The 12,789-nt window shown below is 69.6% G+C and carries 14 protein-coding genes; 6 read left to right on the top strand and 8 right to left on the bottom strand.

The genetic code is table 11. The features are described 5' to 3' along the window. Nucleotides 1-40 precede the first annotated feature (40 nt). The 5 genes from Pflav_RS24360 to Pflav_RS24340 form a co-directional block, all read right to left on the bottom strand. Nucleotides 41-322 (bottom strand): hypothetical protein, encoded by a 282-nt coding sequence (locus Pflav_RS24360; RefSeq protein WP_173038481.1) that lies wholly within the window; start codon nucleotides 320-322, stop codon nucleotides 41-43. Further along, entirely contained in the window at nucleotides 319-1,326 is a 1,008-nt protein-coding gene (locus Pflav_RS24355) for a helix-turn-helix domain-containing protein (RefSeq protein ID WP_173038479.1), read from the bottom strand. The genes Pflav_RS24360 and Pflav_RS24355 overlap by 4 nt, the downstream gene beginning before the upstream one ends. A 223-nt stretch (nucleotides 1,327-1,549) precedes the next feature. Next, nucleotides 1,550-2,401, bottom strand: a complete 852-nt coding sequence (locus Pflav_RS24350) for a helix-turn-helix domain-containing protein (protein WP_232071852.1) — start codon at nucleotides 2,399-2,401, stop codon at nucleotides 1,550-1,552. Nucleotides 2,402-2,424: 23 nt separating this feature from the next. Further along, nucleotides 2,425-2,940, bottom strand: a complete 516-nt coding sequence (locus tag Pflav_RS24345) for a DUF6879 family protein (protein WP_232071850.1) — start codon at nucleotides 2,938-2,940, stop codon at nucleotides 2,425-2,427. Further along, the gene (locus Pflav_RS24340; RefSeq protein WP_173038477.1) at nucleotides 2,933-3,145 is read right to left on the bottom strand and encodes a hypothetical protein; all 213 of its coding nucleotides are present in this window, start codon (nucleotides 3,143-3,145) and stop codon (nucleotides 2,933-2,935) included. Before Pflav_RS24340 ends, Pflav_RS24345 begins: the two co-directional genes overlap by 8 nt. Before the next feature lie 131 nt (nucleotides 3,146-3,276). On the opposite strand from Pflav_RS24340, the gene Pflav_RS24335 reads away from it, so the two are divergent. From Pflav_RS24335 to Pflav_RS24325, 3 genes are all read left to right on the top strand, one after another. Next, on the top strand, nucleotides 3,277-3,792 hold the full coding sequence (locus tag Pflav_RS24335; protein ID WP_173038476.1) for a 2'-5' RNA ligase family protein: 516 nt from the start codon (nucleotides 3,277-3,279) through the stop codon (nucleotides 3,790-3,792). Nucleotides 3,793-4,029: 237 nt separating this feature from the next. Continuing rightward, nucleotides 4,030-4,368, top strand: coding sequence for a YciI family protein (locus Pflav_RS24330; protein WP_173038475.1), 339 nt, complete (start codon nucleotides 4,030-4,032; stop codon nucleotides 4,366-4,368). Continuing rightward, nucleotides 4,368-5,609, top strand: a complete 1,242-nt coding sequence (locus Pflav_RS24325) for an RNA polymerase sigma factor (RefSeq protein WP_173038474.1) — start codon at nucleotides 4,368-4,370, stop codon at nucleotides 5,607-5,609. Before Pflav_RS24330 ends, Pflav_RS24325 begins: the two co-directional genes overlap by 1 nt. A gap of 44 nt (nucleotides 5,610-5,653) precedes the next feature. Here Pflav_RS24325 and Pflav_RS24320 read toward each other — a convergent pair whose 3' ends face one another. After that, the gene (locus Pflav_RS24320) at nucleotides 5,654-5,923 is read right to left on the bottom strand and encodes a DUF6343 family protein (RefSeq protein WP_173038472.1); all 270 of its coding nucleotides are present in this window, start codon (nucleotides 5,921-5,923) and stop codon (nucleotides 5,654-5,656) included. Nucleotides 5,924-6,435: 512 nt separating this feature from the next. On the opposite strand from Pflav_RS24320, the gene Pflav_RS24315 reads away from it, so the two are divergent. After that, nucleotides 6,436-7,224 (top strand): hypothetical protein, encoded by a 789-nt coding sequence (locus tag Pflav_RS24315; RefSeq protein WP_173038470.1) that lies wholly within the window; start codon nucleotides 6,436-6,438, stop codon nucleotides 7,222-7,224. Then, the gene (locus tag Pflav_RS24310; protein ID WP_173038468.1) at nucleotides 7,224-8,408 is read left to right on the top strand and encodes a 4-hydroxybenzoate 3-monooxygenase; all 1,185 of its coding nucleotides are present in this window, start codon (nucleotides 7,224-7,226) and stop codon (nucleotides 8,406-8,408) included. The genes Pflav_RS24315 and Pflav_RS24310 overlap by 1 nt, the downstream gene beginning before the upstream one ends. On the opposite strand, the gene Pflav_RS24305 is transcribed toward Pflav_RS24310, so the two are convergent. Next, nucleotides 8,399-9,349, bottom strand: a complete 951-nt coding sequence (locus tag Pflav_RS24305; protein WP_173038466.1) for a 50S ribosomal protein L11 methyltransferase — start codon at nucleotides 9,347-9,349, stop codon at nucleotides 8,399-8,401. The two genes, Pflav_RS24310 and Pflav_RS24305, sit on opposite strands and share 10 nt — an antisense overlap. Before the next feature lie 69 nt (nucleotides 9,350-9,418). On the opposite strand from Pflav_RS24305, the gene Pflav_RS24300 reads away from it, so the two are divergent. After that, nucleotides 9,419-10,561 (top strand): glycosyltransferase, encoded by a 1,143-nt coding sequence (locus tag Pflav_RS24300; protein WP_173038464.1) that lies wholly within the window; start codon nucleotides 9,419-9,421, stop codon nucleotides 10,559-10,561. 625 nt (nucleotides 10,562-11,186) lie between these two features. On the opposite strand, the gene Pflav_RS24295 is transcribed toward Pflav_RS24300, so the two are convergent. Beyond that, nucleotides 11,187-12,788, bottom strand: coding sequence for a flavin monoamine oxidase family protein (locus tag Pflav_RS24295; protein WP_173038462.1), 1,602 nt, complete (start codon nucleotides 12,786-12,788; stop codon nucleotides 11,187-11,189). Between the last annotated feature and the right edge of the window lies 1 nt (nucleotide 12,789).

Raw genomic sequence — 12,789 nt, 5'->3', positions numbered from 1 at the left:
CCGCCGCCGCGGCAGGCAGACCGAGGCTCGCAACCGCCCCTCAGGGCCCGGTCAGCACGGCGTCATCGTCGCTCCCGCTCCGAACCGGGGCCGCTTCCTTCGGGGCTCCGGCTCCGGGATCGCCTAGGTCCGTGCGCGAGTTGCGGTCGGCATAGCGGACCCCCGCGGAGAACGCCTGGTAGTGGCTGATCACCGCGACCGTCAGCGTCTCGCACTGCTCGGCCGTGATGATGACGCCGAGACGTTCGCATTCTGCGGCTACCGCATGAGCGGCGGCGGCGACCGCGGCCCGGACAGCATCGGAGTCGAACGGGATCGTCATGCGGCCACCCCTTCACGACCGGTCGACGTTGGTCGTTGCGTGCCGAGGTCGTTGATTTCCTGCTGGATCAGACCGATCGAGTGGGTCGGGTTGAGCGCGGCCTCCTTCAGTTTGTCGAAGGCGACGCTGTACTGCTCGGCCGCATCGGCCTCGATTGCGGCGCGGCCGGTCAGCTGGTCCAGCAGCGCCACCGGCGGGTACGGCGGGTGCATCCGGCAGAGGGTAAATCCGCCGTCGATGCCGTGGTGCAGGGTGGCGTTGGTGGGCAGGACGAGGACGTTGACGTGTGGCCGCTCGACCGCGCGGACCAGGTGTTCCCACTGCGCCAGAGTCACGGCAGGCCCCGCCGCGCGACGGGAAAGCGCCGCTTCCTCCAGGATTACCGTCAGCCGGATCGGTGGGCGGTCGTCCAACACCTGCTGCCGGTCTATCAGCTCGCGGACCTTTGCCTCGACCTTCATCATCGGCATCTGCGGGTCGCGGAACCGGATCAGGGTCTCGGCGTAGTCCCTGGCCTGAAGCAGCGGCGGCGGCAGGACCGGGGCGTACACGCACAGTTCCTCTGCCTTGGACTGGATCCACCACTGGTCGATGATCGGCTGCTCGTTAGCCCCCGCCGTGACTGCGTCCTTGACCCCTGCCACCTCCCACGCGCACACCCGCCATGCGTTACGCGCCAAGGCGACCAGCTCCTCGCGCTGGCGTTCCTCAAACACCCCGTATACGTCCAGTAGCGCGATCACATGGTCGACGCGGAACGGCCACTCCGCCCGCTCGTACCGCGCCAGGGTGGAGAACTCCACCCCGAGGTAGGCAGCGATGTACTTCAACGTCTGCCCACGCTCCTCACGCAGGCCCCGCATCCGCTCACCCAGATACCGTGCGCGGACCGAGTACATGAACTGCTCTCGTTTGGTTGGCACCGCCGAACCTCCTTGTTGCAGCCGGGCATCAGGCGGCCCGGCGCGTCGGACCATCACCGAGCACGTCAGCGCGAGATGCACGAGTGCGGTGGCAATTCGTGCAGGCGAGCGGATAGCCACAGACGGGGCACCAACGATTTGACCGCTTGAACACCAACAGACCCCCGAGAAAGCCCACCACCAACGCAACCGCGGCCATCACGACCTGGACCACACCAATCACCTCCCGCGCTGAGCGCTTAGGAGAGGACGCTAGGTACGGCGCCGAGCGCAGCTCAATGGATGTGCGCGAGTTTGCGATTGCTCAGTTGTCAAGTGCGCGAATGGCCGCCGTTATCAAAGTGCGGGCGGCTGCGCCGTAGACGGCGAGGTCTGCGAGCTGCGCGAACGCGTCGGCATACATGGCGATCTCGCGGGGTTGTGTCACCGTCAGATGGCCCGAGACCAACTCCACGTTGACCTGTTCGTCGTCGTAGAGAAAGAAGCCTTCCAACGGCCAGAGCGCGGAGCGGTCCACGTCGAGTGGGACGATGCCCAGGCTCACGGAGGGCAACGCCGCCATCGCGAGCAGGTGGCCGAGCTGGCCCGCCATCGTGTCGGTATCGCCGATGCGGTAGCGCAGCGTGCCTTCCTCCAAAACCACGGCGAAGCGATGGCCTCCCTCGTGAATGACATGCTGCTTGTCGACGCGGACCCGTACTGACGCCTCGACGTCATCGGGGAGGCCGCGGCGAACCCGGATCGCATGAAGTAGCGCCCGGATGTACGCGGGTGTCTGCAATGGGCCAGGGATCAGCCACGATGAGTAGATGCGGAACCGGCGGGTCCTCTCCCACAGTGGCACGACCGATTCCTGCGCGACCCGTAGTCCTGTGCGCTCCATCCGCTGCCACTGCACGAACATGCCTTCGGCAGCACGTAGCGTGGCGATCAGGTCGGCCGCCTGGTCTTCGGTCCCGCTGTGCTCACACCATGCGGTGATGTCATCGGCGGATGGAGCTTGCCGGGCGTGTTCGATCCGGCTGACCTTCGAGGAGTGCCAACCTGCCAGCCGGCCGAGGTCACGTCCGGTCAGTCCCGCCTCTGTGCGGATCTCGCGTAGTCGGGTGCCGAGCGCTTCGAGCACCTGTTGTGCGCTGGAAGACGGAGATGCCACTGATCGAGTATGGCCGCTTGCCGTCACGTGGGGTGGTAGTCCGCGTGCGGGATGGCCCGTTCCCACACCGCTTCGAACGCCGAGGCGCAGAGTTTGACGGCCGAGGGGTCGGTGGAGTGCTCCACGCCGAGCCATCCGCCGTTGCCGTCGACGTGATTGAAGAGAAGTAGGTCGTCGTCGAAGAGCCAGAAGTCGTTGCCAGGCAACGCGATGTCGGATGCTCTCCGGCGCGGGAGCCAGCGGATCTCTTCGCCCGACGCGATGTTCAGACCATCGGTTACGTCGTACTCGTAACGGATGTACTCGCTGATCGGCTCCGAGACGACTCGGGCGCGCTTGATCTGGACCCCGCGTGCCGTAGTCGCCGACACCACGTCGAACCACTCACGCCAGCGCTCGGCCGGGTCGATCGCCTGGCCCGCCTGCCAGTCGATGAACACCGGATCATCGAGTGCGTAGCTGTCCCGTATCTCCAGGTGTAGGGCGCTTCGCTGGCACGCCGCGAGCAGTTCCTCGATCGTGCCGTTGAAGTCAGCCACCGTTGACCTCCGAAAAGAACTGGGTCATGCGTCGCGGGATCCGGACCACCGTCTCATGATCGGGGATGTCCATCTGGGCCAGCAGCTCGGGATCCGTGACCTTCCAGCCTTGGACGACGTATGTGTCGTCGCTCTCGTCGTAGTACAGCGTTGGTGATCCGCCGCTCGGTGAGCCAGGGTCCTTCCCCAGGAACCGGAGTGCCATGATGACCTTCCTTCCGCAGTTGTCAGGCGTCTCCGAGTTTGTGGGGCGCCTAGCAAGCGACTCAAGGCTTGTGCGCGAGTTTGCGTCAAACCCGTTCGCGGTCGAGCTGCCACGCAGCGGACAATGCCGCCATGATTCCTGACAGTGGTTTGGTCGTGCCGTTCCCCGATGTCGAGTACGCCGTTGGTGCCCACCGACATAGGCACGACCCCCGGGCTGCCATCGGCGTGCCCGCGCACGTGACGATCCACTTTCCGTGGATACCGGCCGCGACGGTCGATGACGCCGCGTTGACGAAGGTGCGAGATCTGGCCGCGAGCGTCGAGCCGTTCGAGGTGACGTTCAACGAGCTGCACTGGTTCGGCGAGACGGTGCTCTACCTGGCACCCGAGCCCGAGCACCAGCTGCGCGATCTGTCGGACCGGAGCGCGGCACTCTGGCCGGAGGCGCCGAGGTACGGCGGCGCGTTCGATGACGTCGTGCCGCACCTGACGATCGGCCAAGCCGATCAGGCGGAGCTGCGTCCAGTCGAGGCCGCGCTTGCCCGCGAGCTGCCGCTCAAGGCAAAGGCCGACGAGGTGTATTGGTTCGCTCTTAATAAGGAAGGTCGTTGGGAGCGGAGGGCTGCCTTCCCGCTCGGCGGATGATGCGGTTTCTGTCTGGATCTTCGACGCCGCAAGAAGCCGCACCTTCGGCCGTGCTGGCCTGTGGGGTTGTGGAGCGCGGAGGGTGAGGCCGCGGGAGCAGCGGTCCGGACCACCGCGGACATCGCGGTAGCTCATGTCTTGATCGTGAAATTGGTCCGCGGAGGTGGTCCTCTCGGCGGGGTGCCGTTCGTCGTATGGCAAACGACGGAGTCCTAAGGCAAGGACGAGGGAGGACGCATGCGGTACATGATGCTGGTGACCGCCGACGAGTCGGTGGAGCTTGGTGAGGAGGCCGGCAACGCGGTCACCGAGGCGGCGATCAAGTGGGTCGCGGAGATGGACGGGCGTGGGGTGCGCGTCCAGGGCAACCGTCTCCGGGCGACCAGCGACGCGACCACCGTGCGGGTACGTGACGGGGAAGTGCTGCTGCTCGACGGGCCGTTCGCGGAGACCAAGGAGCAGATCGCGGGCTACGACATCATCGAGTGCGCCGACCTCGACGAGGCCATCGAGGTGGCGTCCAAGCACCCGGTGGCGAAGTACGGCGCCATCGAGGTTCGGCCCTTCTGGGATTGATGGCCGCTGGGGTGGCGGCTGAGGTCGCCGCGGCGTTCCGCCGGGAGTGGGGGAGCGTCGTGGCGACTCTCATCCGGATGACAGGTGACTGGGATCTGGCCGAGGAGTGCGCGCAGGAGGCGTTCGCGGCGGCGCTGGAGCGGTGGCCGCGCGACGGTGTCCCGCGTCGTCCCGGCGCGTGGCTCACGACCACGGCGCGTAACCGGGCGCTGGACCGGCTGCGGCGGATGGCGAACGAGGCGGCCAAGCTTCAGGAGGTGGCGATGCTGGCCTACCCCGACGAGCCCACCGGCTTTCCCGACGAACGGCTCCGCCTGATCTTCACGTGCTGCCACCCGGCGCTGCCGATGGAGGCGCGGGTTGCCCTCACGCTGCGTACGCTCGCCGGCCTCACGACAGGGGAGATCGGTCGCGCGTTCCTCGTGCCGGAGGCGACGATGGCCAAGCGGCTGGTGCGGGCCAAGCAAAAGATCCGCAACGCCGGCATCCCGTACCGCGTGCCGCCCGACCACCTCCTGCCCGAGCGGGTGCCGTCGGTGCTGGCCGTGCTCTACCTGCTTTTCAACGAGGGGTACGCGGCCAGCGGGGGCGCCGATCTCGTCCGTTCCGCCCTTTGCGCGGAGGCGATCCGGCTGGCTCGGTGGCTTGTCGGCATGATGCCGGACGAGCCGGAGGCGGTGGGGCTGCTCGCGCTGATGCTGCTGCACGACGCCCGCCGCGCCACCCGGGTCGACGCCGCCGGGGACCTGGTGACGCTCGCGGACCAGGACCGTTCGCGGTGGGATCGGGCGCTCGTGGACGAGGGCGTGGCGCTGCTCGAGTCGGCACTGCGCAGGGGCCAGCCCGGGCCGTACCAGATCCAGGCCGCGGTCGCCGCCTGCCACGCGACCGCCCGCACCGCCGAGGAAACCGACTGGACCGAGATCGCGGGTCTCTACGGCCTGCTGCGCCAGTACCTGCCGTCGCCGGTCGTGGAGCTCAACCGGGCGGTCGCGGTGGCCGAGGCGGACGGGCCGGCGGCCGGGTTGGCGCTGGTGGAGGCGGTGGCCGAGTCGCTGCGCGGGTACCACCTGCTGCCCGCGACCCGGGCCGACCTGCTGCGTCGCCTCGGCCGGGAGAGCGAGGCCGAGGCGGCCTACGTGGAGGCGCTGTCGCTGGCCCCGACCGAAGCGGAGCGCCGCTATCTCGCCGGACGGCTCAGGCAGGTCGGCGGTAGCCGTACGTCTCGTGCCGCTTCGTGAAACCCAGCGACTCGCATCCGCACGGCGCAAGACTAGGTCGTCAGTCACTCGAAGACGGAGTAGCGGCGGTTGGGGTCTTCGCGGTGGCGGATCCGGATGCGGCGGATGACGACCAGGATGTCGATCACGGCGACCACCGCGAGCGCGGCCGCGATGGCCGCCAGCACGGGCTGGTCGGCGAGCGCGAGCAGCACCGCGAACGCGACCATGATCACGAGGCCGATCGAGGCGAGGATGAGCCGCGTGTTGAGCGCGCTGTACGGCCGTCCGATCGTCCCCCGCCGGCCAGGGGGCTGCCCGGGTTGTGTGGTCATGTCCATTCGCATACCCAATCTCGGCAGCCCCACACTTGATAAATGATGGTGCACGGCCGCCACCTGCGAATACGTAGAAGATCGGCGCGAGGGATTGACAGCGGTAAGGTGCTAACCGAGAATCTTGAGGGACTGCAGCGGCGCTGTCAAATGCGATTTGAGTTTGGCCTGCGCTGTCCATTTCTCGTCGCCTGAAACCTTCTCCGAAGGGCGGGGACGCCGTGCCTGGTGGCCTATTGCGCTTGCCTTATCCCGCGCTGTTGCCGACGACAAGAGCCCAGGTCGCGGACGTGACACGCGATCTGGCGTACTCTGGAGTAATTGAAGCGCTCTTCGATCCTGGTCTATGGGATGGAGAGTGGTCGGACATTGTGGCGACCGAAGATGACGACGTCGAGCACGTGGAGCATGACCGTTATTTCCAGGTCACCCGGGTGAAACAAAGGTCAGCCTTCGTGTTTGTGCGGGGTTTGCTTCAAGCACATTCTTGGGCACACGAAAACGGCCTGGCCATGGGCGTTACGATTCTGGACCCGGTGGAGTGGCAGGAGATGTTCGCCGGGCTCGACGCGCTCCTGCGGTACGCGGCGGGCGACCGTCTCAAGGAGGGCGTGCCGGTCGTCCTGCGCCGCGCGCCGCGGCACACCCCGGCCGGCTACGACCCGGAGCGGCGGTGGCTCGTCGGCCACCAGCTCTTCTTCGCGCTGCTCCAAGGCGTGATCGTCGGCCTCAACTGCTACCTGGAGGCGAGCGCGGCCGGCGGCGACCCGGACGACGACGAGGCAGCTGCCGACGCGGACGCGGCGGTACGGGTGGCGGCCGCGTTCATGCGCAGCTCCGCGGCGGCTATCAAGTTCGCCGCCGACTTCGGCCCGGTCGACTACGAGGCGCGCATCCGGCCGGCGATGAGCCCACCCAGCGTGCGCGAAGGCTTCAGCGGGCTACAGACCCGCGACCACGCCCACCTGATCCGCCTCTTCGCGCGGCTGCGGGCGACCGCGGCGGCACACGGGGAAGGGCCGGCGGGCGAGGCGTTCGAGCAGTTCGTCGAGGCGACCGTCACGGCGTACGAGGCGCACAAGTTCATCTGCGCCCGCTTCGGCGGCGAGGTGCTGCCCAGCCTCCGGATGGCGGCCGCCTCCCGGGGCCGCTCCACCCAGGCCGGGCTCACCGCGCTCCGGCAGCTGATGCGAGCGCGCCTATTCGCACTGACCCCCGAGGGCACAGCGGCCCGCGCGGCCGTGCCGGCGTCGTATCTCGGGGCCACCCCGGCAGTCTCTACGGAACGGAGCGAGGGCTGATGACAGCCACACAGGTCGGCATCGTCGGTGCGGGACCCGCCGGGATGCTCGTCGCCACGCTGCTGCGCCGGGCCGGGGTCGACTGCGTCGTGGTCGAGCACCGCGACCGGGCGTACGTGGAGCAGCGTTCCCGCGGCGGCACCGTCGAGCACCGCGTGGTCGACCTGCTGCGCCGCCACGACCTGGCCGGCGGGCTGCTCGCCACCGGCCAGGTGGAAAACAAGATCGAGTTCCGGATGGGCGGGCGCCGTTACCCGCTGCGGTACGACCCGATCGCGCAGGGGCGCAGCCACTACATCTACCCGCAGCAGTTCCTTGTGCGCGACCTTGTCGACGCGTACCTGAGCGACGGCGGCGACCTCCGCTTCGAGACCCCGGCACGGGTGATCACCGGTATCGAGGGCGACCGCCCCCGGATCGAGGTGGAAAGCCCCTCCGGTGGCTCCGACGTGATCGAGTGCGAGGTCGTGGTCGGCGCCGACGGAGAGTACGGCGTCGCCCGCCGCACCGTGCCAGCCGGCGCGCTACAGACCTACGAGCACCAGTACGAGTACGCGTGGCTGGCCGTGCTCGCCCATGCGCCGCCCTCCAGCGACTGCGTCATCAACTCCATCCACGAGTCCGGCTCCTGCGTGCACGTGCGCCGTACCCCCGAGGTGAGCCGCTTCTACCTCCAGTGCGCGCGCGACGACAGCACCGAAGACTGGCCGGAGGAGCGGATCTGGAAGGAGATCCGGCTGCGGCTGGCGCTCGACGAGCCGTGGGCCCTCCACGAAGGACCGATCCTCTCCACCGGCATGGTGCGCATGCGCAGCCTGGTCTGCGCGCCGATGCGGCACGGCTCGCTCTTCCTGGCCGGGGACGCGGCGCACGTCCTACCGCCGGTGGGTGGCAAGGGCTTCAACGTGGCGCTGGCCGACGCCGAGGAGCTCGCGCTTGGGCTGATGGACCGCTTCATCCGGCACGACCACGATCGGCTGGACGCCTACTCGGCGACGCGGCTGGCCCGGATCTGGCGGATCCAGGAGTTTGTGCACTGGATGATGGACCTGGTCAACACGCCGGGGTTGGGCACGCCGACCGCGCCGTTCCTGCACCGGGTGCAGATGGCCCGGCTGGAGCGGATCATCGCCTCCCCGTCGTACGGCGCGGCCTTCCTCGAGGACTACATCGGCTACTGGTGAAGCACGTTCGTCGCGCGCCACTCATCCCCTGTGGCGAGCACGACCTCGTCGCCAGCGGCCACCGTGCGGGGTGTCGCAAGTGGACTGTACGACTCCGTGGTCCACACCGACTGGCCGCCGCAGAGCAGCTCCTGCGTCCAGATCACCCCGCTCAACCGCCCAGGTGTGGCGATCGTCAGCCGCACCTCGGGCGGAAATCCGGTGAACGCCGGCCCGGTGTAGTCGAACGTCGCGAAGTCGTGGCTCCCGGTCAGCACCCGCACGTCCGCGCGAGGGAAGCGGAGCGCACCCATCGTCGTGGGGGAGCGCCACTGTGGACGCACCGCGCTCTCCGGCCGGCTCGCCGACCGCGCCACGCCCTGCTTGGTCGCGTCGACAAGCGGCTGGAAGTCCAGCCCATACGCCCCGCGGAGGATGCCGGCCGCGTCGTCGAGGTCGGCGAGCTCGGTGGGCAGGTCCCAGTCGAGGCGGTCGCACCCCACGGCCCGGTAGCGCACCGCCTCTGGCAGCACCGTGCAGTCGGCGGCGCAGAAGCGGTCGCGTACCTCGTACACCACCCGGGCGCGATCCTCGTCGACCAGCGGGTTGTTGACGTGGATGAACGCGAGCAGCAGGTCGAAGGGGCGGGTCAGGTCGACGCCGGACAACTCCAGCCGGGACAGGTCGCCCTCGACCACCGTCATCCGGTCGGTGAGCCCGTTGTGCGCGGCCAGCGTGCGGGCCATCTCCACGTGGTGGCGGTCGACCGCGACGGCCTCACCGGCGCCGGCGGCCAAGGCCACAAAGGACAGCAGACCGCTCCCGGTGCCGGCGTCGAGCACCCGCGCGCCCGGCCGCACCGCGGCCGCGACGGCCCGCTGCACGCTGTGCCCGCGGTCGAGGCTGAGCAGCAGTCGCATGTGGAGGTCGACGGTGAACGGGATGTCGCCCGGCTTGGCCACAGATCCTCCATGATGGACGGTCAGGCGGGATCGCAGGGGTCGGCGCCGGTCAATGCTAGCCTAGGGCCGGTGCGCGTGCTCTTCGCGGTGTCTCCGGGGATCGGCCACCTCTTCCCGACCGTCCCGCTGGCCTGGGCGCTGCGCGCGACGGGCCACGAGGTGCTGGTGGCGACGGCGGCAGAGGGCGTGGCGGCGGCGGTGCGGGCCGGGCTGCCGGTCGTGGATACCGCGCCGGCCACCGCGATCGCGGCCATCTTCGGCACCGCCACCGGCCCTCCCGACGAGCGGGCCCGCCGGATGAGCGAGCGCGGCCAGCGGATCGCCGAGGCCGGCCACGAGGTGCATGAGCTGCTGCTACGCACGTTCGGCGAGATCTCCGCCGTGACGGCCGCGACGACCGCCGCCGTGGCCCGGCGCTGGCGGCCCGACCTCGTGGTGCACTCCCGGCTTCAGGGCGCGGGGCTCGCGGTGGCGAGTGCGCTCGGTGTGCCCGCCGTCGAGCACGGCTTCAACTTCCAGAGCGAGCACGACCTCGCCGCCCGCTTCCTGCCCCACCTCGCGGAGGCGTACCAGCGGGTGGGCACCCCACTCACCCTCCCAGCCCACCGGCCGGTCATCCACGTCGCGCCGCCGGAGATGATGCTGGGCCCGTCCGGCGCGGCCTTGTCGATGCGGTACGTGCCGTACAACGCCGGCGGCGAGCTGCCGGAGTGGCTGTGGCAGCCGCCGGAGCGCCCGCGCGTGCTCATCACGCTCGGCACCGTCGTGCCGCGCCTACAGGGCGTCGGCGGCCTGTCCCGGATGCTGGCCGCCGCGCCCGACGTGGACGCCGACTTCGTGCTGGCGCTGGGCGGCGACTCCGACCTGGCCCCGCTCGGCCCGCTGCCGCCCAACGTCCGCCCGGTCGGCTGGGTCCCGCTCCACCACCTGCTGACCGGCGCCGCCGCGGTGGTCCACCACGGCGGCTCCGGCACGACAATGGCCGCCCTGGCCGCCGGCGTCCCGCAGCTCGTCCTCCCGCACGGCGCCGACCAGTTCATCAACGCGGGGCAGGTCGCCGCGCTGGGCCTGGGCGTCTGGTGCCCACCGTCCGAGGTGGACGCCGCGACGGTCGCCAAGCTCCTGGCCGACGACGCGATCGCGCGGTCCGCGCTAGCCGCGGCCACGCGCATGGCCAAACTCCCCGCACCCGCCGACCTCGTATCCCCCTGACGCGCCTCAGTCACCCGTCCTAGGCAAACCGTGTCAGCCGAGCAAATCGTCGCGGACGCGGAGGGCGCGCACCTTGACCCCAGAAGCTCTCCAGATCCATTTCAGAGATTTGGGCTACCGCGACGTTCGTTGTGGTCCGGACCGTCGCTCCCGCGGCCTCGCCCTCCGCGGTTCACACCCCAACCCCAGCCGGTCCGGCCGGTGGCGGGGGTAGGGGCCGGCCGCCCGGCCCTTGATCAGGGCGCGGCGCACGGTTGCGGATGCGTCCGTGGCGAGAAATTGCCCCTCCAGAGGCAATTTCTCGACACGGACGGCAAGGCCGCTCGTCGATCGAGGGGCGACCGCCGTCGCCGAGGCCGCCCCGACCCGCCGGGGGCGGGCCTGTGGTCGTGATCGATCCAGCGGGTGGCGGCTATCGCGTGCGTGCGGGCCCGTCCGGAGCCAACTCGCGCGGCGCCCAGGGGCTGGGCGCATCAGTGCGCCCAGCTTGAGAGCCCCGCGCAAACAACGCCTAGGCCCACCGCGCTCGGCGCTGTTTGGTCGTGTGAACGCGGAGGGTGAGGCCGCGGGAGCAGCGGTCTGGACTACCGCGGACATCGCGGTAGCCCAATCTCTAATAGAACCCCTAGGTCGACAGCACGCGGGCGTGCAGGTCGGTGACCACCTTGCGGGCCGACTCGAAGGCGCCGGCCTGCCAGGCGATGTAGTAGCTGAGGTGGTCGCCGGCGAAGTAGACGTTGCCGTCCGGCTCCAGCAGCCGTCCATAGTGGCCGGTGGTGCGGGAGGGCCAGGAAACCCAGCCGCCCTCGCTGTACCTCGTGCGCCGCCACGCCACCGAGAAGGCCGTCTCCAGCTCGGTGCGGTACTTCTCGCCGTGGATCTTCACGCCCTGCTCGATGGCCCGCGCCTGCCGCTGGGCGGGCGTGAGCGACGCGTACAGGTCCGCGCTGCCACCGAAGTTGTAGTAGCCGACGACGATCCCCTTGGCGCCGTGGTAGCCGTACGACGGGTACCAGATCGTGCCGAGGTCGAGGTTTGTGTTGGTGATTCCGGAGTAGATCTTGTCGTCCTCCTCCCACCACCGCCGGCCGTACTGGAGTCCGATCTTGCCGGTGCTATTCGGCTGCGCGTACCCGAGCGCGTCCTTGACCGCCTGGGTCAGGTTGGACGGGATCTTCACGAGCACCTGCGGCGGGATCGTGCACACACAGAAGTCCGCCGACGCGAGGCTGGTCCGCCCGCCCGGTCCGGTGTAGACGACCTCGACGCCCGAGCCCTTGTTGGTGATCGAGCGCACCTCCGCCCCGTACGTGATGTGGTGGCCGCCGACCGCCTCCTCCAGCGCGTACGCGATCCGGTCCATGCCACCCACCGGCTGGAACATCAGCATCGCCTGGTCCCAGCCGAACTCGAACGAGAGGTACTGCCCCACGCCGCTGGCGAGCACATCGGACAGTGCGTGCGGGGGCAGGTTCGGCGTGCCCGCCTCGAAGCCGGCACCCGGGTCCACGAGATACCCCCGCCGCGTGCTGCCGCTGTACTTCCAGCCGTCCGCCCGGCCGCCGATCGAGCCGAAGTTGCGCAGGAAGGCGAGCAGCCGTTCCTTGTCGTCGGGCGTGAGCTGCCCGTCCAGCGCGCCCTGGTCGGTGGCCTTGGCGAGCAGTTCGGAGACGTACCCGTAGACGTCGGCCTTGGCGGTTCGGTGCCGGATCGGGGTACCGGAGAGCGCGCCCACGCCCTCGTTGTAGTAGTAGCCGTCCGCGTTCTGGTTGCCGAACATCTCGATCGGCACGCCGAGCTCGCGGCAGTAGTCCAGCGTGACCATGTGCTGGGCGATGCGGGCCGGCCCCGCGTTGAGGTACTGCCCCTTGGCGTAGCCGGCGCGCTGGGTGTGGCCGTCGAGGTCGGTCTCGACGGTGCCTCCGCGCACCGTCCAGTTGCGACCGCCGGGCCGCTTGCGCGCCTCCAGGACGCGTACCTTGTAGCCGGCCTTGCGCAGCTCGTACGCCGTCGCCAGGCCCGCGATGCCGGCGCCGAGGATAAGCACCGACTTGTGCGAGCGGCCGCTCAGCGTGAAGTCCGACTCGCGCGGCGCGCGGAACGGCGGCGCCGCCTGCGCGGCCGGCGCCAGGCCGAGCGCCCCCATCGTGCTGTAGAGGACGCCCGCTCCGCCGGTCACTCCGACCGCTTGGAGGAACTGCCGGCGGGTTTGTGGTGTCGCCACCATG

The organism is Phytohabitans flavus (assembly GCF_011764545.1).
Lineage (GTDB): Bacteria > Actinomycetota > Actinomycetes > Mycobacteriales > Micromonosporaceae > Phytohabitans > Phytohabitans flavus.
Note: the sequence above shows the minus strand (reverse complement) of the source record. Positions and strands in the feature narration are given on the sequence as shown.